14 protein-coding genes, 2 tRNA genes and 5 pseudogenes are annotated in these 19,095 nt (G+C 35.8%); 11 read left to right on the top strand and 10 right to left on the bottom strand.

Annotated features, from left to right (window positions below):
- From WGMM_RS03620 to WGMM_RS03600, 7 genes and pseudogenes are all read right to left on the bottom strand, one after another.
- The coding region (locus WGMM_RS03620; RefSeq protein WP_051599641.1) for a transposase at positions 1–216 on the bottom strand (216 nt) is incomplete at its 3' end.
- Positions 217–896: 680 nt separating this feature from the next.
- Positions 897–3,284 (bottom strand): annotated as a pseudogene (locus tag WGMM_RS03615) (DNA gyrase subunit B).
- Between the two features lie 95 nt (positions 3,285–3,379).
- Positions 3,380–3,502 (bottom strand): hypothetical protein, encoded by a 123-nt coding sequence (locus WGMM_RS07130; RefSeq protein ID WP_010962370.1) that lies wholly within the window; start codon positions 3,500–3,502, stop codon positions 3,380–3,382.
- Positions 3,503–3,801: 299 nt separating this feature from the next.
- Positions 3,802–4,023 (bottom strand): hypothetical protein, encoded by a 222-nt coding sequence (locus WGMM_RS06145; protein ID WP_128080213.1) that lies wholly within the window; start codon positions 4,021–4,023, stop codon positions 3,802–3,804.
- A 69-nt stretch (positions 4,024–4,092) separates the two neighbouring features.
- Positions 4,093–4,701 (bottom strand): SCO family protein, encoded by a 609-nt coding sequence (locus WGMM_RS03610; protein WP_038250210.1) that lies wholly within the window; start codon positions 4,699–4,701, stop codon positions 4,093–4,095.
- A 10-nt stretch (positions 4,702–4,711) separates the two neighbouring features.
- Positions 4,712–5,427, bottom strand: a pseudogene (gene dnaQ / locus WGMM_RS03605) (DNA polymerase III subunit epsilon).
- Between the two features lie 17 nt (positions 5,428–5,444).
- Positions 5,445–6,101, bottom strand: a complete 657-nt coding sequence (locus WGMM_RS03600; RefSeq protein WP_038250207.1) for a Tim44/TimA family putative adaptor protein — start codon at positions 6,099–6,101, stop codon at positions 5,445–5,447.
- 164 nt (positions 6,102–6,265) lie between these two features.
- On the opposite strand from WGMM_RS03600, the gene secB reads away from it, so the two are divergent.
- The 4 genes and pseudogenes from secB to WGMM_RS06790 all read left to right on the top strand — a co-directional run bounded on the left by secB (position 6,266) and on the right by WGMM_RS06790 (position 12,954).
- On the top strand, positions 6,266–6,769 hold the full coding sequence (gene secB, locus WGMM_RS03595) for a protein-export chaperone SecB (protein WP_038250204.1): 504 nt from the start codon (positions 6,266–6,268) through the stop codon (positions 6,767–6,769).
- Positions 6,770–6,778: 9 nt separating this feature from the next.
- Positions 6,779–9,350, top strand: a pseudogene (acnA, locus tag WGMM_RS03590) (aconitate hydratase AcnA).
- A 126-nt stretch (positions 9,351–9,476) separates the two neighbouring features.
- Positions 9,477–12,617, top strand: a complete 3,141-nt coding sequence (gene putA, locus WGMM_RS03585) for a bifunctional proline dehydrogenase/L-glutamate gamma-semialdehyde dehydrogenase PutA (RefSeq protein WP_038250201.1) — start codon at positions 9,477–9,479, stop codon at positions 12,615–12,617.
- Positions 12,618–12,807: 190 nt separating this feature from the next.
- A complete protein-coding gene (locus tag WGMM_RS06790; RefSeq protein ID WP_240991899.1) occupies positions 12,808–12,954 on the top strand; it encodes a hypothetical protein in 147 nt (48 codons plus the stop codon).
- Here WGMM_RS06790 and WGMM_RS05815 read toward each other — a convergent pair.
- Positions 12,935–13,453: pseudogene (locus WGMM_RS05815) on the bottom strand (transposase); the annotation flags it as partial. The gene WGMM_RS06790 and the pseudogene WGMM_RS05815 overlap by 20 nt on opposite strands.
- 118 nt (positions 13,454–13,571) lie before the next feature.
- Here WGMM_RS05815 and WGMM_RS07125 point away from each other — a divergent pair.
- The 4 genes from WGMM_RS07125 to WGMM_RS03565 all read left to right on the top strand — a co-directional run bounded on the left by WGMM_RS07125 (position 13,572) and on the right by WGMM_RS03565 (position 16,058).
- On the top strand, positions 13,572–13,706 hold the full coding sequence (locus WGMM_RS07125; RefSeq protein WP_255324782.1) for a hypothetical protein: 135 nt from the start codon (positions 13,572–13,574) through the stop codon (positions 13,704–13,706).
- A gap of 32 nt (positions 13,707–13,738) precedes the next feature.
- Positions 13,739–14,044 carry a hypothetical protein gene (locus WGMM_RS06785; protein ID WP_240991898.1) on the top strand — a complete coding sequence of 102 codons (306 nt, stop codon included), beginning with the start codon at positions 13,739–13,741 and terminating at the stop codon, positions 14,042–14,044.
- 76 nt (positions 14,045–14,120) lie between these two features.
- Positions 14,121–14,423 carry a hypothetical protein gene (locus WGMM_RS06780; RefSeq protein ID WP_240991897.1) on the top strand — a complete coding sequence of 101 codons (303 nt, stop codon included), beginning with the start codon at positions 14,121–14,123 and terminating at the stop codon, positions 14,421–14,423.
- A 183-nt stretch (positions 14,424–14,606) separates the two neighbouring features.
- Positions 14,607–16,058 (top strand): acyl-CoA carboxylase subunit beta, encoded by a 1,452-nt coding sequence (locus tag WGMM_RS03565; RefSeq protein WP_128080212.1) that lies wholly within the window; start codon positions 14,607–14,609, stop codon positions 16,056–16,058.
- 53 nt (positions 16,059–16,111) lie between these two features.
- Here WGMM_RS03565 and WGMM_RS03560 read toward each other — a convergent pair.
- Positions 16,112–16,184 (bottom strand) — tRNA-Thr (locus tag WGMM_RS03560).
- 127 nt (positions 16,185–16,311) lie between these two features.
- On the opposite strand from WGMM_RS03560, the gene mutM reads away from it, so the two are divergent.
- Both mutM and pdxH read left to right on the top strand, forming a co-directional pair.
- Positions 16,312–17,127, top strand: coding sequence for a bifunctional DNA-formamidopyrimidine glycosylase/DNA-(apurinic or apyrimidinic site) lyase (mutM, locus tag WGMM_RS03555; RefSeq protein ID WP_038250196.1), 816 nt, complete (start codon positions 16,312–16,314; stop codon positions 17,125–17,127).
- Between the two features lie 16 nt (positions 17,128–17,143).
- The gene (pdxH, locus tag WGMM_RS03550) at positions 17,144–17,737 is read left to right on the top strand and encodes a pyridoxamine 5'-phosphate oxidase (protein WP_038250194.1); all 594 of its coding nucleotides are present in this window, start codon (positions 17,144–17,146) and stop codon (positions 17,735–17,737) included.
- Between the two features lie 3 nt (positions 17,738–17,740).
- Here pdxH and WGMM_RS03545 read toward each other — a convergent pair.
- A tRNA-Met gene (locus tag WGMM_RS03545) sits at positions 17,741–17,817 on the bottom strand.
- A gap of 62 nt (positions 17,818–17,879) precedes the next feature.
- On the opposite strand from WGMM_RS03545, the pseudogene WGMM_RS03540 reads away from it, so the two are divergent.
- A pseudogene (locus WGMM_RS03540) lies at positions 17,880–19,095 on the top strand (ComEC/Rec2 family competence protein); the annotation flags it as partial.

Below are 19,095 nucleotides of genomic sequence, written 5' to 3'. Positions count from 1 at the left end.
AAACCTCTCTTTGTCGTAAGGACCCATGTTACCTCTACCTGGAAATGCATCTGCTGCCGACTTTTTTTCGTTGTATTTCTTTATCCATTTTCCTAATAAACCACCCTTTACTCCTAAATCCTTTGCTGTTTTTGTAATTGTTTGACCTGCCTTTCTTTGCTCATTTGCCAGCTTAACAGCTTCCAATTTGAATTCTGCCGTATATTCTCTTACCATTTCTAATCCTCCACAATTTTATTTTACCCGAAAAAACTCCTTTCTTTCTCTCCACTTTTTCTGGGTAAGGTTACTTGGCAACAGTTGCTCTACTTTCTCCTTCATCCAATGCTTCCATTGCTTCCATTGTTTTTTTCCTTAAGTCGTAACTATACGCTGCTGGCATACAAACCCCTCTACCATAAATCCATTCTTACCTTATTGGGATTATTATGAGAAGAGCTATAACTCTATGGGAGGGAAGCAAAATCTGGGATTCGGCCTTAATGGCATTAGCGTTGCATCAGCTTCACCCTCCCTGTGAGGTATTTTAGCTCTAATCATGAGGTATTTTAGATCTAATCATAAAGATACAAGTGTCAAGCTACTTGGATGACAGGGGAGGGAGGTACTGGGATGACAGGAGAAGGTAGTGGGATGACACCCTGACAACCGTCATCCCGCTGCTTGTTAGTTAGGATCTAGAGATACCGCGGCATGACGTAGGACTGCTTTCATTCCAGCCTTTCTGCAATCTCATCGAAAACGTTGTAACCACTTTCTATGCTAGTTTGCTTGTGAGCAACCTGGATTCCAGTGTCAAGCACTGGAATGACACCGTTATAAAGGAACCAGTGTCAGCTACTTGAATAACACAGTCTTTGTTTAAACCCGTAACGTTCGTACATTTTGCTAAAAGTTCAAATATCAACATCATGCACATTAAGTGCATTGCTATTTATAAAATCGCGGCGTGGTTCAACTATATCACCCATTAATATTGAAAATATGGAATCAGCTTCTTCACAGTCTTTTATTTCAACCTTTAATAAAGTTCTAGCCTCAGGATTTAACGTAGTATCCCATAGCTGATCAGCATTCATTTCACCAAGACCTTTAAATCTCTGCAGAGTTAAACCTTTTTTACCATAGTCCATTATTATGGTCCATTATGGGGTGGCTGTGCTATGTATAAGTAACCTTTTTCAATAACTTCACGCATATGTCTAAAAAAGAAAGTTAGAATCAAAGTTCTCATGATGATAATTTTATGATATCTAGCTTTTTCAATATCAATATCCCTATTCCGTATATTTGTCTGCCAATCCTTGAAACAATTTAGAGATATGAATTTCTTTTTCTTCATCTTTTATTTCCACTTCCCAAGTGTATTCGCTGTACATTAACTTCAAATACTTTAATATCTCATCAGCCGATGATAGAGCATTCTTTTTACTTAAAATTAGCAATGACTCTAAGAGATTTTGTGGTATTTCTCTATCATAATTTTTGCTAATATTAGAAGTGCTAACGCATTTATTCAAAATAAGGCGCAAGTTGTTAAATTCTGTAGCTGTACCACTTAGTGTTAATCTTTTGACTGCTGAGTTTATTATATACTCTTCAAAAGTTTCGTCATCTTTAATATAAGTGTCTTTGGCATTCTTTGTAACTTTATAGAGGGGTGGCTGTGCTATGTATAAGTAACCTTTTTCAATAACTTCACGCATATGTCTAAAAAAGAAAGTTAGAATCAAAGTTCTTATATGTGAACCATCAACATCTGCATCTGTCATGATGATAATTTTATGATATCTAGCTTTTTCAATATCGAAGTGTTCACTCCCTATTCCAGCACCAATTGCAGTAATTAAAGAGCCTATTTCTGCAGATGAAAAAATACGATCTAAACTTACACGTTCTACGTTTAGAATTTTTCCTCTTAAGGCAAGCACTGCTTGTGTTTTACGATTACGCCCCTGCTTTGCAGTACCACCTGCTGAATTACCCTCTACTATAAATAATTCCGATAACTCAGGAGCTTTTTCCTGACAATCAGCAAGCTTTCCTGGCAGAGTTGCAATATCAATATTGTTTTTGCTTTTAACTAGCTCGCGCGCTTTTCTTGCAGCTTCTCTTCCTTTTGCTGACCTGATTGCTCTTTCTACTATGCTTGCTGCCAATTTGGGATCAGTTTCAAGGATTGTGCTCAATTTATCAGAAACTATACTTTCTACAACTGCACGTGCTTCAGAACTAACTAGTTTATCTTTTGTTTGTGAAGAAAACTTAGGATCAGGCATCTTAAGAGATAAAACACAAGTTAAACCTTCTCTAACGTCCTCTCCAGTTAAATTTACTTTTGCTTTCTTTAAAAACCCTTCATTAGTTGCATAGGTATTGATACATCTAGTTAGTGCAGATCTAAATCCTGCCAAATGCGTACCACCATCTCGTTGCCGTATATTATTAGTGAAACACAACATATTCTCATAGTAGGAATCATTCCATTCCATCGATATTTCCAAGCTGATGCCAAGATCTTCTGCATCTCCTTTCATACTGGCAATTTTAGTTACATGTGTCTTATTCTTATCTAAATACTGCACAAAATTTGCTGTACCAAAATTGTCTTTAGATTGATTGCTCTGATTGAAATGAGATTCTGTATATGGTTCATTGCGCAGATCACGTAAAGTAATGTCGATATTTGAATTTAAAAATGCTAATTCTCTTATACGACTTTCAAGCGTTGAGTAACTGAAATTAATGCCATTAAAAGTCTCTGTTGATGGCATGAACGTGACTTTAGTTCCTCTTTTGTTTGTATTTTCGTTGACTACCTTTAAAGGTTCAATAGACTCACCATCTTCAAAACGCATAAAGTGTTCTTTCTTATTGCGCCAAATAATTAATTCCAACCAGCTTGATAATGCGTTCACAACTGAGATTCCAACACCATGTAATCCCCCAGAAACTTTATAGGTATTGCTGTCAAATTTACCACCAGCATGGAGTTGAGTCATTATTACCTCTGCTGCTGATATTCCTTCTTCTTCATGAATGTCAGTTGGAATGCCACGACCATTATCAGTTACAGATACTGAACCATCTTTATTTATGCTAACTTCAATGTGATCACAATATCCAGCTAAAGATTCATCTATTGCGTTATCAACAACCTCATATACCATGTGGTGCAAGCCAGATCCATCGTCAGTGTCACCAATGTACATACCTGGACGTTTCCTTACAGCATCAAGACCCCTTAAGATTTTTATTGCATCGGCATTATAACTATTTTCCATGGTATTGCTTCGTTTATGAATGTTAATTAATATTACATCCATATATGCTGATTAGCAACATTTTTAAACTGATAACCCATATTAAAAGCACAACTTTACGAATGTTTATTTTTGAAGACAGCAAATAGTGTCATTCCAATGTGCCTTCCATAACTGTACGAACATTCATTTTTGAAGGTAAATTGCACAACAGATGATGTCATTCCAGTGCTTGACACTGGAATGGCTTTGTTGCATCGCTAGCTATGATGGATTAAAGATAAAAAGATGGAGAATATCAGTAGCTTATTATTCTGGTATTTATAACAAGAACGGTCAGTGAATACCTAAATTTGAGTAAAAGAAATTTCACTACCAATCACTAATCCGGCTAAAATTCAAGAATTTCAATGCTTTAGCTATTTTCAATAGAATTAAATTTATTAATGTAAATAATAAATTACTATTCTTAAATTTGATCAGATTGATTGACAAAAAAACAAGATTTTCAATAGGTTACTTATAATCCTAACTATAGTTAGCCTTTCATAAGTAGCGATGCAACAAAGCCCAGTGGAATCCAGAAATTTTGCTTATAACTGAGCTGATGAGCTAAAGGTAGTTGTCTTACGCTAAAACAAACGTTTTTAATTAAGTTGCATAGAAGCTGGATCCCAGTGTCTGGGCACTGGGATGACACCCCACTGGTGGGAATTGCTCCCAAACTACAACGTTCGTACAGTTGTGTGTGTCTTCCCATGGAGATTGCTCTCAAATCATAATGCTCATGCAGTTGCATGCTCGACTAATTAACAGAAAAATCTATAATTCAGTTTACGTATTTTCTTATCTCAGCCAAAATCTTATCAGATTGACTTTCGTCTGAATTTAAATCAGCTGCAAAGTGTGTAACATATTTTCCTCCAGGGCCAATAAGGTACATTATTGAAGAATGGTTGATTTCTTCTTCTCCACCAACTTTGCTAGCATATACTTTATACTTTGCAATTACTTCGTCTATTTTTTCTCTTTCACCAGTTAACATTTGTATTCTGTGGTCAAATTGCTGCTGAAATTCTTTAAGTCTTTCCGCGCTATCGCGCTCAGTATCGACTGTGATGAAGAATGTTTGTAGCTTGTTGTTAGTTTTCTCATCTAACTTTGCAAGTGTTTCTGAAATTATTCCAAGGTTCGTAGAGCAAATTCTTTTGCATGAGGAAAACCCAAAGAAAATCATCATGTATTTATCTTTAAAATCACTACTGCGCAATATCTGTCCGTCCTGATTAATTAAAGAAAAATCTCCGCCTATCTTAACTTCTGCGTTGTGAATCGCTGCTGGGGCAAATATGCCTTTTTTAGTGAAATAACAATAACCTAAAAAAACAACTGCTAATGCTGCTAGCACATTAGATAATAATCTTATAAACCTTACCATTAGAATGTTCTCAGTAAAATTGAATTGTATCTTTATTGGTCCAAAGTGTATTGTTAATTTTGTCTAACAGTTTCTTATGTTCATCAATTTCTTCACTATTTGGTAAATGTTCTCTGGGAGTTAGATTACGTACTTTATGCTGAACGAATGTGGAGTTACTGTCCTGATTGCATTCATTATCTCATTATCAAACAGAAAGGTTTGTAACCCTCCTGTAAGTTCAACATATACCTTTGCAAGCAATTGAGCATCAACTAGTGCTCCGTGCAATTCTCTATTCTCTAGCGATATATCAAAACGCTTACATAATGCATTCAAAGAAGCAGGTGATCCTGCGAATTTTTTCCTCGCAAGAGGTAATGTATCTAGCACTCTGTCTGAGGAAATTAACCCAGCATTCAGCTTGCTTAACTCGATGTTAAGGAACTTAACATCGAATTCAGCGTTGTGAATTACCAAAATATCATTAGATATAAAGTCAAGAAATTCAAGTGCAACATCTGAAAATAATGGTTTATCTTCTAAAAATTCTTCACTAATACCGTGGATCTTAAACGAGTGATAAGGTATATCTCTTTCTGGGTTAAGGTACCGATGGAATACTTTACCTGTTGGAATGCGGTTAATTAATTCCACACACCCTATTTCAATAATTCGATGACCAGATTCAGTGTCAAGACCTGTCGTTTCAGTGTCAAGTACTATTTCGCGTAGCTTGCTTTCCATTTCAAATAAAACTCATCTTACTTATCATTTGTCTTATCGTTACTTGTCTTTTTATAGTGAATAGAAAAAGCAACAAGCAACCAGCTCGGGTCTGATGAATTAACATTTTTTTTGAATTGCCATACATCCTCAACTTTATTAATAGTGGATGTACTACCTGATATTATATCTCCTTCATTGTTCTTAACGAAGTTAATTTGCTCTGAAAGGAAATATACTGCAATAAACACTGCGTTTTTTACTAGCTTTATTTCTAAAATCTTTTGTGAAACGATAGAAACAATTATAGACTCGTGCACCTCTTTACGATGTTTAATCTTCTCTGCAAAATTATCATATAAGTCTTTATCGAGAAGTGGTTTTAACTGAGACAAATTTCCTTGATTGAAACATTTTATTATTAATTCAAAAGCTATGCTTGAACCTTCTATAAAGTGGGAAATAGAAAAATCTTTGTTTTTTTTTAATATTTGTTTATAAGTAACTTTTATTGAATTTTCATCATTGCTATCAATGTAACCCTCAATGTTTTCTACTACATCTTCTCTACTTCGGCTTACATCCAATACATTAGTTAGCTTTTTTAGGTTGAGGTTGGCTGACCTTCCTAAAGAATTATACAAACGTGAAAAAATGAACGCCGCTAATAAAGCATATATTACAAGCTCTATCATAGTAACTCAACTCCTTGGCATATAAAGTATCCGAACATTATTAATTATTAATGAAAATATGTTTTTTATATCAACTTATAATCAGGTTTGCTATTCGTTTGTAAATGAATATATTATATAAGAAAGTATTAAATATCTCAACTTAATTAAAGGAGACGTAAGAAATGCCACAACAAAAAATGAGAATTCACGGTCAATATGTTAAAGATCTATCATTTGAGAATCCGAATTCGCCATTCCTTTCTTCTAGTAAAGCTCCAGATATTAATGTAATGGTTAATATCAATTCAGCAAAATTAGAAGGGACGAAAAACAAAGAAGAAGTGAATGAAGAAAAATCTTTCCATGAAATTACTTTGCATATAGAAGTCAAAGCAAAGGTAAAAGATGAAGGCATAAAGGATGGCGTAGCTTTCATTTGTGAAACGAAATATTGTGGCATTTTTTCAATAGAAAATTTAAAAGAGTTGAGTGAGGAAGAAGTAAGACAAGCTTTGTTTATTGGTGGACCTACTTTTCTTTTTCCTTTTGCAAGAGAAATAATTGCAAGAGTTACAAGTAGTGGTGGATTTCCCCCACTGATGCTAGATCCTATAGATTTTGAAACTATGTATGAGCAGCAAGGTCAACAACAAAAAAGTAACGGTAGTAATTCCAATTTTAACTAATATAGTGTGATGAACAATTTTTTAAACGCAAAAACGACTTTAAACATTGACGGGAAGTCATACAACTATTTTAGCCTAAATAGTGCTAGTGAATTTTTAGGGACAGATGCAACTAAATTGCCCTGCTCACTTAAGGTGCTGCTTGAAAATTCATTGCGTAATGAAGATGGAGTAAACGTAAAGCTGGATGACATAAGAGTACTAGCAGACTGCGTTAATAAACGAAATCACGAAATTAGCTATAAACCAGCAAGGATGTTGATGCAAGATTTTACAGGGGTTCCTGCTGTTGTTGATCTAGCTTCAATGCGGAGCTATGTTAAGAAAAATGGAGGAAACCCGAGCAACATAAATTCTTCTGTACCGGTTGATCTTGTTATTGACCATTCTGTTCAAGTAGATAATTATGGAAGTGTTTCCGCATTCAGTAAGAATGTTGAGCTAGAAGTAAAAAGAAATTTGGAGAGATATCAATTTTTAAAGTGGGGAGAATCGTCCTTCACAAATTTTAGAGTAGTGCTGCCTGGCACAGGGATTTGCCACCAAATGAATCTTGAATATTTAGCGAAAGTTGTGTGTAATAATGATGGAGTCATATATCCTGATACTTTAGTTGGCACTGACAACCATACTACAATGGTTAACGGATTATCAGTTCTTGGTTGGGGTGTTGGAGGCATAGAAGCTGAGTCTGTGATGCTTGGTCAACCAATTAGTATGGTGATTCCAGAAGTAGTTGGATTTAAATTAATTGGCAGATTGTCGCAAGGAGTAACTGCGACCGGTTTAGTGCTGACGGTTACCAATATCCTAAGAATAAAAGGCGTTGTTGGTAAGTTTGTAGAATTTTATGGTGATGGTTTAGATTATTTATCTTTGGCAGATAGAGCCACTATAGCAAACATGGCCCCGGAGTATGGCGCAGCTTGTGGATTTTTTCCAATTGATCAAAAAATGCTAGATTATTTAAGCTTAACCGGAAGGCCAGAAAAGCTGATTAAGCTAGTTGAGGCTTATGCGAAAGAGCAAGGACTGTGGCGTAGTAGTGACGAGTTAGCATCTTTTGACACACTAGAGCTTGATTTATCAAGCGTGGAGCCAGTAATGGCTGGTCCCAAAAGACCACAAGATAAGGTTTTTCTTTCACAAGTGGCAGAGTCTTTTTCTAAATCATTTTTAGTTAATGAGTCAAAGGAAAGCGATAAACTCCAAGATGGAAGTGTAGTTATTGCAGCAATAATAAGCTGCACTAATACTTCTAATCCAAGTGTGATGATTGCTGCAGGTCTTGTAGCTCGTAATGCAATTAAACTTGGATTAAAATCAAAGCCTTGGGTTAAAACTTCTCTTGCTCCAGGGTCACAAGTTGTAACAGAATATTTAGAAAAGTCTGGATTGCAGGTAAATCTAAATGCTTTGGGTTTTAATCTAGTTGGATATGGTTGCACAACTTGCATTGGGAATTCTGGTCCACTTAATAAAGATATAGAAGATGGCATTAAAAACAAAAACTTAACCGTTGCTGCAGTTTTATCTGGCAATCGTAACTTTGAAGGAAGAATTCATCCGTTAGTCAAAGCTAATTACTTGGCATCTCCGCCACTTGTTGTTGCATATGCACTTGCTGGTACTGTGCAAACTGATTTGACAAAAGATTCAATATGCAAAGATAAGAATGGAAATGATGTATATCTCAAAGATAGATGGCCAACAAACAATGAAATCGAAGATTGCATTAAAAGTGTGGTAACACGTGAGATGTTCATACAAAAGTATAAGGATGTTTTTTCTGGTGATGAACATTGGCGAAAGATAAAGTATGAAAAAAGTGAAATCTACAATTGGGATGCAAATAGCACTTACATACAAAATCCGCCCCATTTTGATAATTTATCACTTAAAAATAATAAAATCGATATAAAAGGTGCACAAATATTGGCAATGTTTGGCGATAGCGTAACCACTGACCACATTTGCCCTGCTGGAAATATTGCCTCAAGTAGTCCTGCAGGTATATATTTAAAAAATCTTGGAATTGAGCCACAGGACTTTAATTCGTATGGGTCTCGCCGTAGTAACCACAATGTAATGATGCGTGGGACTTTTGCTAACATTAGAATAAAAAATGAAATGGTAAGCATCGAAGGCGACTATACAAAATATATTCCTTGTCAAGAAACTATGCCGATTTTTGATGCAGCAATGCGTTACAAGGAAAAAGCTCTCATCATTGTGGCAGGAAAGGAGTATGGCACAGGTTCAAGTAGGGAGCAAAGGGTACTTTATTATTGGGGGTTAAAGTTGTCATTGCAGAAAGCTTTGAGCGTATACATAGGTCCAACTTGGTCGGCATGGGTGTTCTTCCACTTATATTCCAAAATGGAATAACCAGAAAGATATTTGATGGTAGCGAGGTAATAAGCATAAAAGGTGAAATAGTGCCAGGTGGAAATCTAGAATGCATCATCAAAAGAAAGGATAATTCAAAGCAATCAATTCAACTCAAATGCTGTGTACAAACCGCAACTGAGACTTGATGCGTGGTGGAGTGTTGAGCTACATACTTGCACAATCCTTTTAAAGTTATTGCATGGACTTCTTTTAGCCAGCGCTGGTCCCTTTGTAAATAGCAATTTGCTCTGCGCAAAGTTATGATATAATTTCACTATACATATGGTGTCGGAGTATTTTTTGAAGATAATTATATATGATAAGCTCTATACGAAAACCTAATGAACTCAGAAAACGTTTACAAGGATTTTATCGTACTGATGAAAAGAGTTATATACGTTATCTTGTAGAAAAAGCAGAGCTTTCGGCTGATTCAAAAAATAGAATTTATAATATTGCAAAACAAGTTATTGAAAAAATCAAACACAATAAATTAAGTATTGTAGATTCCTTTATGCAGCAATACTCGCTTTCCAATGATGAAGGAATAGCATTGATGTGCCTTGCTGAATCGATACTTAGAATACCAGATGATTATACAATAGACGAGCTAATCAAAGATAAAATTGCCTATCAAGAATGGAGTAAATATTTAGGATATTCTTCTTCATTGCTCGTCAATGCTTCCACGTGGAGTTTAATGATAGGTAGCAGTATATTGAGAGATAATGAAGGCGATTCGAAGTTCTATTACGCAATTTCTAAGTTACTTAAGAATTTAGGAGAACCGATCATTCGCAAAGCAGTAAAACAAGCAATGTCTATGCTTGGTAATCATTTTGTTGTTGGAGAAACCATAGAAGAAGCTTTAAGGTACGCAAAACTAGATGACAATAGTAAGTTTTTATACTCTTTTGATATGCTTGGCGAAGCTGCTCACACAACTGAGGATGCAGAAGAGTATTTTAATTCATACATGCACTCAATAAAAGCTATAGGTGAATCCACTGAAATAAATGATTGTTTTAAATCCCATGGAATTTCAATCAAACTTTCTGCTTTACACCCACGTTATGAATTTAGTCAATTTGGCCGAATTGCTGGTGAGATATTCACTAAGGTTTTAGAGCTCTGCCGCGAGGCAAAAAAATACAACATTTCACTATGCATAGACGCAGAAGAAACAGAGAGGCTTGAAATTTCCTTAATCTTGTTTGAACAATTACGGCTTGATGAATCACTTTCTGAGTGGGAAGGGCTCGGCTTGGCTGTACAAGCATATCGAAAACGTGCTTTGTCTGTTCTTGACTTTGTAGAGGATGTTGCTATTCGATCAAATCATAAAATTATGGTGAGGCTTGTAAAAGGTGCATATTGGGATTCAGAAATCAAGCGTACGCAAGAATTGCGATTAAATGATTACTCAGTATGTACAAGAAAAAGCTATACTGACGTATCTTACCTCGTGTGCGCACAGAAACTTTTGAGTAAACCAAACAGCTTTTACCCATGCTTTGGAACTCATAACGCCTATACTTTTGCTTCTATCATGGAACTTGCTGATAAAAACCACCCTGGATTTGAATTTCAACGCTTACATGGAATGGCAAAAGACTTATATGATTATGCAATGTCAGAGCTTGCAACAAATGTTAGCTGTCGTGTCTACGCACCCGTTGGGGAACATAGTGACTTGTTGCCTTATCTTATAAGACGCCTTCTTGAAAATGGAGCTAATAGTTCGTTTGTTAATCAAATAAGTGATCCTAACGTTAAAATCGATAAGTTAATTTCAGATCCACTGGAAAAAGCTATAAATTTTAATTATGAACCTCATCCAGGCATTCCATTACCACAAGATATTTTGGGACCAGAAAGAAACAATTCCTTGGGGATGGATATTAGTGATTCTATGATAGTCTCACAATTTGCAGATGATATAAAGGGTTTTAGTGAAAAAAAGTGGCAAATTGGACCAATAATTGATGGAAAAGCACTATTTGATAATGCTGAATTTATCGAAGTAGTGAATCCTGCACATTTGGAAAATGTAATTGTAGAAGTGTCAAGTGCAACAAGCGATCAAGCTTTAAACGCTCTTGAAATAGCACACAGTGCTTTTGCTAAGTGGCAGAATGTTTCAGCAGAAGAGCGCGCTAAATGCCTTGAAAAAGCTGCAGGTTTGCTTGAGGAAAGGATGAAAGAGTTAATTTACATTCTGATTGTGGAAGCAGGAAAAATTTTATCCGATGCAATAGCAGAAGTAAGAGAGGCAATCGACTTTCTGCGTTATTATGCAATGATAGCAAAAAATGAACTGAGCGACTGGAAAAAATTGCCGGGCCCAACAGGTGAAGATAACTTCATCTTTTTTGAAGGCAGAGGAGTTTTCTTATGCATATCACCGTGGAATTTTCCGCTCTCTATCTTCATTGGGCAGGTCTCAGCTGCACTTGCAGCAGGTGATGCAGTGCTGGCAAAACCGGCAGAGCAAACGCCGATTATTGCCTACGAAGCTGTTAAGATACTACATGAAGCTGGGATACCAAAGAATGTGTTACACCTCATTCCTGGGGATGGTGGATATTTAGGCAAAATATTAGTTCCAGACAATAGAATTGCCGGAGTAGCTTTTACTGGCTCAACACAAACTGCTCAAATAATCAATAAAATGCTTGCAAATAGGGATGGTCCTATTGTGCCACTTATTGCTGAAACAGGAGGGCTCAATGCTATGATAGTTGATAGCTCTGCTCTTTTAGAGCAAGTGGCTATGGATGCTTTGCTTTCTGCGTTTCGTAGCAGTGGTCAACGCTGTTCTGCACTTAGAGTGCTGTTTATTCAAGAGGACATAGCAGAGAAGCAGATAAAAATGATATGCGGTGCAGCGCAAGAACTCAAGATTGGTGACCCAATACAACTTAGTACTGATATTGGTCCAATAATTGACAAAGCATCTATCGATATGCTAACTCAACATACGCAAAAAATGTCAGAGGACGAAGATTCAAATCTGTTATTTAAAGTACCCATGGATACAAATTCTCATAATGGTTATTTCTTTCCTCCATATATTTATGAAATACAAAAAATTTCGCAATTAATGCAAGAAGTATTTGGTCCTATTTTACATATCATACGTTTTAACAAGTCAGAATTAAATGAAGTTATAAGTGATATAAATAGTACTGGATATGGACTCACGTTTTCTTTGCAGAGTCGTATACAAAGTCAAATTGATACTATAAGTAAAAAAATATCAGTTGGAAATGTCTACATCAACCGTAACCAGATAGGTGCAGCAGTTGGGATACAACCATTTGGTGGTAGAGGACTATCTGGCACTGGGCCAAAAGCTGGTGGTTCTCATTATTTACAGCGTTTTTCTACAGAAAAAGTTGTAAGTGTTAACACTACAGCATTTGGTGGTAACACTACACTTATGTGTTTGGATTAATTTGCAGGCCCTAATTTTTCTTACCCCTAAACTAGACGTTCGTGCAGTTATGTACACAGCGCTAAAATCCGAAAAGGACCAGCTCGTGCACTGAAATAAATCGTATCCATTCAGCCAATGACGTCAACTTAAGAATTTTCATTAGCAAACTCTCCTAAAGACATGATGGCGTTTAGGCTTATCTACTTTATTGCGGCTGTCCCGGTCGGATTTTATAGCTCTTTTTACAATAATCCGAACAGACCGTAATATGCTACTGGCCTGCTATAGACATAAACACATATCTTATCGCATTCGGACTATTATAAGAAAGGCTATAATAAACGCATTTGAGTGATAACTTCGGGTAATTGCTCTGCCGTCAACGTTTGTTCACCTATATTCCAAGCTGCAAGACGAGCACTGCAAATCAATGAAGTACACAAATCAACAAACAAATTGCCAATGGTGCCTGTTGTTCCATTTGGTTCAAACTCGGATACAATTTCCCCAGAGCTGGGTAATCTCATACCAGAACCATCTGCTGCAATAAGTCTATAGCCTCTCCAACTCAGGTTCATCCTGATAGGCTGTTTGGATGCTTAAATTCTTGAAAGCCTGTATGGCAAATCTTATACCTTGCTTTAGAAAAACTTGCTTTGAGGGTACATGTCAATGGCTCCATAAGTTCACATTCTATTCCCAAACTTTTTTAAACTAACTTTAAAATCATAGAAAATACTGTCGAAAACGGAAGTTTTCTTGTTCGTGTAAGACTCAACACAATGGATTTTCTGAAAGCTTTTCGAGTATATTGCATTTTTAATTCGTAAGATAAGATCTTTTCCTTTTTGCATGCCTCACCTAAAAACGGCACATTTTAAAGTTTTCTGTTGAAATAAACTAGAAACAAAAGTGCTGTTTCTTGCACTTTTTTATACACTATCGCTGATATTTTTCCTTAAGTTGACGCCATTGCCTGAACACTTACCTAATGATGAAGCTATCGAAAACATAGCAAAGAGACTTCAAAAATCTATAGACGATGCAAAAAAGCACAAGGTCATGTTTAGTGTTGATGTATTCCAAGGAGAAAAAAGTCATCAATAATAGATTATTCGATACTGATCTTATACCACCTCATGGAGCAAGATAAAAATGTTACTGAGACTGGAAAAGAAATACTACGGCCTCTTATGTTAGAAATGTTTAATCTAGTTTCAACAGGCACTGATGTGAGCCAAGAAGTTCGGAGATTATTGCCAGAAGATATACTGAAAGAACGCGGCGAATATTTGTCACGTCTAAAACAAATTGTAAGTGATAGTATTGAAAATGACAAAAAAAAAGGAATTGTAGTAGAAAGAGATAATAAATTTTATTATGTACAGTGTCCAGAAAAAAGTGTGATCACTCCTGCAAAATTTTATGAACTCCCCGGAATTTAAGGACTTAGAATATGGTGCATTGCGAATAGGAGAAGGAGATAATCTAATCTGAATAAAAAGCTGGCAATATCATGATATGCAAGGCAAAGTAAAAATGACCTTTAGGGTAGGCGATGAAAAGATCGAAATGATTTTATCTTCTGAAAAAGCTGAAAGTTTTGGTAAAATAACGGTACATATGGATGACAAAAGTTGTGAAATCTTCTCAAAGTACCTAAAAGAGCTAGAAAAAGAACCTCATATAAGCAAGGTTGTTGAGGCTGTTAAAAGTTTTGCACAAACGAAAAGCAGTGCAGTTAATCCACCTCTTTCTAATACGAAAAGTATTGACACATCGCAACATTTTCAAAGTAGTGACCATGAATCACCAGAGCATTAACAATTATCATACATACATTGTTGCATATAGCAATAGTGTATGTGTATAGTTAGTAGGGTTTGTAAACTTAATAAAGTCTACAACTAATTTGAAAACTACTTTATTGTATGCAAGACTTTAAGATACTAGAAAATCTAAAAACCAAAGACACTAGAAGCTGAAAAAGGAGGCGGTTCTGACAGGATTACCAAACAACATGAAAAAGGGAAATTAACTGCTAGAGAAAGGCTCAGTATATTGCTCGATGAAAGTTCTTTTGCAGAATACGATAAATTCGTAAAACATCATGTAAATGATTTTGGCATGCAAAATGCTAATTTTTTAGGTGATGGGGTAGTGATTGGTCATGGTACTATTTATGGCAGAAAAGTTTTTGTTTATTCTCAGGATTTTACTGTCTTTGGTGGTTCACTTGGTGCGTCACATGCAAAAAAAATATGCAAAATTATGGATATGGCAATTAATGCCAGAGTTCCAATTATCGGACTAAATGATTCTGGTGGAGCCAGAATTCAGGAAGGAGTAAATTCTCTTGCTGGTTATGGAGAAATTTTTCAAAGAAACGTAAATGCATCGGGTGTTATACCACAAATTTCTTTAATTATGGGCCCATGTGCAGGAGGTGCAGTTTATTCCCCAGCATTAACTGACTTTACTTTCATGGTGAAAAACAGTTCATATATGTTTATAACCGGGCCAGATGTAGTAAAAAAGGTTACCTACGAAGACGTAAGTTTCGAAGACCTCGGTGGAGCAAAAATTCATACAAGCAAAACAGGAGTAGCGGATTTTGCATTCAATAATGATGTTGAAATGCTGCTAAAAATGCGTGAATTCTTTACTTTCTTACCAGCAAATAATCAAGAATCACCAAAATCTGCACCAATCTGTAATGATGTTGACGACATTGATGAATCCTTAAACACTCTAATTCCTACCAATCCTAATACCCCTTATGATATGTATGAACTCATTGAAAAAGTTTGTGATGAAAGGAATTTCTTTGAACTGAAACCTGATTTTGCTCGTAATATCATAACTGGTTTTGGTAGAATTGGAGGAAATACTGTCGGTATTGTTGCAAATCAACCTATGCACCTTGCAGGATGTTTGGATATTGATTCTTCAAGAAAAGCTGCGAGGTTTGTAAGGTTTTGTGACGCATTTAACATTCCGATCATCACACTTATTGATATTCCAGGATTTTTGCCGGGTACAAATCAAGAATACAATAATATAATACAACACGGAGCGAAACTGCTTTACGCTTACGCTGAAGCGACCGTGCCGAAAATTAGCCTTATCACTAGAAAAGCGTATGGTGGTGCATACATTGTTATGAATTCGAAACATCTAAAAGGTGATATAAATTATGCCTGGCCAACTGCTGAAATAGCTGTGATGGGCCCTGAAAGTGCAGTTGAGATTATATTTCGACACGAAAAAGATCAGCAAACGTTAATTAAAGAATACAAAGAAAAGTTCGCTAATCCATTTTTTGCTGCATCACATGGATACATTGATGACATTATAGTGCCAAGTAAAACAAGGTATCACTTTTATAAAGCATTAGAGCTACTCAAAAACAAGAAGGTAGAAAGGATATGGAAAAAGCATGACAACTTACCTCTTTAACTTTCTTTTAAGCCTTGCTTACAAGTTATGCAATATCATAAGTATAATCAGTGTGCCGTTACCAAGATTCGAACTTGGGACCTCGTCATTACCAATGACGTACTCTACCACCTGAGCTACAACGGCAAGTTCACATATTATGATAATGAATAACATAAAAAAAATAAGGAAAAAGAAGAAGAGAGAAAAAGATTAGCGAAAGCTTTAAAGCAAAATATTTTAAAAAGAAAAAAGCAGCAACAGAGTAGACAAGATGCCAGAATTACCGGAAGTGGAAGTAATCTCTAATTTTTTGCTTGATAAAATTAAAAACAAGCAAATTAGTAATGTCATAGTTAATAATTGGAATTTACGTGCCCCAATAACAAAAAATATTGATGATGTGCTAAAGGGCAGAGTCATAAATGATATTAAACGTAGAGGTAAGTACATAATCTCGAATACAGATGATAGTATGGCTGTCATCATACATCTTGGCATGAGCGGAAAGCTTATATATGCTGACCACGATCAAGTGCGGAATAAGCACGATCACGTGGTATTTTTATTTTCCGATAATACTTCAATAATCTTTAATGATCCAAGAAGATTTGGATTAGTTATTACTTTAAGCAAAGAACAAGAAATAAATTTTTTTGACGGTTTCGGAATAGAGCCCCTCACGGATGAATTCAGTGGAGATTATTTACAGGAGTTGCTGAAAAACAAAAAAGTGAATATCAAATCAGCATTAATGGATAATAAATTAATAGTTGGCGTAGGGAATATATATGCTTCTGAAAGTTTGTTTAGAGCCCGCATATCACCACTCAGGTCAGCAAAAGACTTGACCTATAGAGAGTGCAAAAAACTTGCTGCTGAAATAAAAAATACTCTGAGTGATGCAATTGCTGCAGGCGGTTCAACACTGAAAGATTATGCACAGCCATCTGGATCTGCTGGATACTTTCAAAATAACTTTTACGTATATGGTAAAGTTCAAAAACCTTGCAAGATTTGCAATAATATCATAACACTTATACGACAAAATGGCCGTAGCACTTATTTTTGCAACGCGTGCCAGAATTAAGATTTTATTTTTTGATATGATATTTTCACCCGAACAAGATCCGTTTGATTTATTTTCAAAGTGGTATAAAGAAGTACTTAATTCTCCGTGTAAACAACCAACTGCAATGACGCTAGCAACTTGTAGCAAAGACTACATTCCATCTGCAAGAGTAGTATTACTAAAGGAATATAGTAAAGAAGGTTTTGTGTTTTTCACTAACATAAACAGTAAAAAAGGGAAAGAATTGACTGAGAACCCCAAAGCTGCGTTAGTGTTTCATTGGATAGAATTTGCTAGGCAAGTACGAATTGAAGGGGAGATTAAACTTCTAAACGATGAAAGAACTGACAAATACTTCTCTTCTCGAGCGCTGGGTAGTCAAATTAGCGCATGGTGCTCAAAACAATCGAGCATTCTGAAAGATTGGCAAGATTTTGAGCAAGCTATAAAATTGAAGGAAGAAGAATTTCACAATACACAAGTTTCTCGTCCTGATTTTTGGGTGGGATTTTGTGTAATCCCAAAAGTAATTGAATTTTGGCAAGAAGGTGAATATAGGAAGCACATTAGATTTAGATACACTCTTGTTGAGGGAAGCGATTGGAAAGTGGAACAACTATATCCTTAAAAATGGTTGCGGGAGTAGGATTTGAACCTACGACCTTCAGGTTATGAGCCTGACGAGCTACCGAGCTGCTCCATCCCGCGTCGTTGCTTATTTAGTTATTATATATACAAATAATGAAAAAAGAAAAATAAAATTTCACCACATGCAAATATCGACACACTTATTAACTTTTCTTGACATAATAGTTAGTTATATACGTAACAATCTGCGCAATGAACAATATAACTTGATACTGTGGTTTCCTGTTTTTCAGTGTGTAGGAATTCTAACCTATTTTTCCCTAAGTTTTGAACCAAGCTGCATATCTATTTTTCTTTTGCTTTTACCCACACTAATTTTGATTGCGATATTGTATAAAAGGTACGCGATATTGTGTATCGCTTTAATTGCAGTGCTCATAGGATTTACAGCTAGTAAATTAAGAACAGCTTTAGTTGATACTCAAATTCTTGATAAAGAGAGATATGTAAAAGATATCGTTGCCACAGTGAAGGATATTAACGACAGGGGCTCATATAAACAATTTCTGCTTTCTGTTGAAAAAATCCCCTACTATCTCAAAAATCCTCTCCTGTTATCCCAGTGCCCCCTTTTGTCATCCCAGTACTTGATACTGGGATCCAGAAAAAAAAGATATGGATTCCAGCGTCACGCGCTGGAATGACACCGGATAGAGCTCTAGATAACATCAGAATATCAGTTAGAACCAAAGTGGAAAAAGGCATTAAAATAGGCGATCAAGTAAAATTATCAGCAAAACTCTTCCCTCTAAAGATTGTGCCCTCGGAGTATGCATACGATTTTGCAAGAATAGCATATTACCAGAAAATAAGTGCAACAGGCTTTTGCAACAAGCAAAATAGCCCTGCACAAAAAGGCTGAAGCAAGGCAATTTCTAGAGTATATAGAATCTTTCCGTCAATACATTTATGAAAACCTGCAGCAAAATATCAAGAAACCACATGCGGATATAATCTCTGCATTACTGATACGGTAAAAAAGATGGCATAGATACAAAAAACTATGGACGCGATACGAGATTCAGGTACAGCACATTTGTTTGCCATATCTGGTTTGCTATTTATCATTCGTTGCTGGTCTGTTTTTTGTAGTGTTTCGTAATTTTATTCGCAATATCTGAAACTTTGACTCTTAAGTATAACACCAAGAAAATATCTGCATTCCTTACTATCTTGCCAACCACGTTTTATTTGTTGATTACCGGTATGCAAATTTCTGCTCAGCGTGCCTACATCATGGTGATTTTAGTACTCGTTGCAATAATGATAGAGAGAAAATATCGAGGGTTAATAGCAATTGCGTTTGCTGCTTCAGTGATACTCTCAGTAGAACCAGAA

Source organism: Wolbachia endosymbiont of Glossina morsitans morsitans (assembly GCF_000689175.1).
GTDB lineage: Bacteria > Pseudomonadota > Alphaproteobacteria > Rickettsiales > Anaplasmataceae > Wolbachia > Wolbachia pipientis.
Note: the sequence above shows the minus strand (reverse complement) of the source record. Positions and strands in the feature narration are given on the sequence as shown.

Bases quoted from the DNA above. Each gene is read 5' to 3' on its own strand.
- WGMM_RS06145 (WP_128080213.1), bottom strand. From the start codon at position 4,023: ATGGGAAGACACACACAACTGTACGAACGTTGTAGTTTGGGAGCAATT.
- WGMM_RS03610 (WP_038250210.1), bottom strand. From the start codon at position 4,701: ATGGTAAGGTTTATAAGATTATTATCTAATGTGCTAGCAGCATTAGCA.
- mutM (WP_038250196.1), top strand. From the start codon at position 16,312: ATGCCAGAATTACCGGAAGTGGAAGTAATCTCTAATTTTTTGCTTGAT.
- WGMM_RS03600 (WP_038250207.1), bottom strand. From the start codon at position 6,101: ATGATAGAGCTTGTAATATATGCTTTATTAGCGGCGTTCATTTTTTCA.
- WGMM_RS06785 (WP_240991898.1), top strand. From the start codon at position 13,739: ATGGAGCAAGATAAAAATGTTACTGAGACTGGAAAAGAAATACTACGG.
- WGMM_RS06780 (WP_240991897.1), top strand. From the start codon at position 14,121: ATGCAAGGCAAAGTAAAAATGACCTTTAGGGTAGGCGATGAAAAGATC.
- secB (WP_038250204.1), top strand. From the start codon at position 6,266: ATGCCACAACAAAAAATGAGAATTCACGGTCAATATGTTAAAGATCTA.
- pdxH (WP_038250194.1), top strand. From the start codon at position 17,144: ATGATATTTTCACCCGAACAAGATCCGTTTGATTTATTTTCAAAGTGG.
- putA (WP_038250201.1), top strand. From the start codon at position 9,477: ATGATAAGCTCTATACGAAAACCTAATGAACTCAGAAAACGTTTACAA.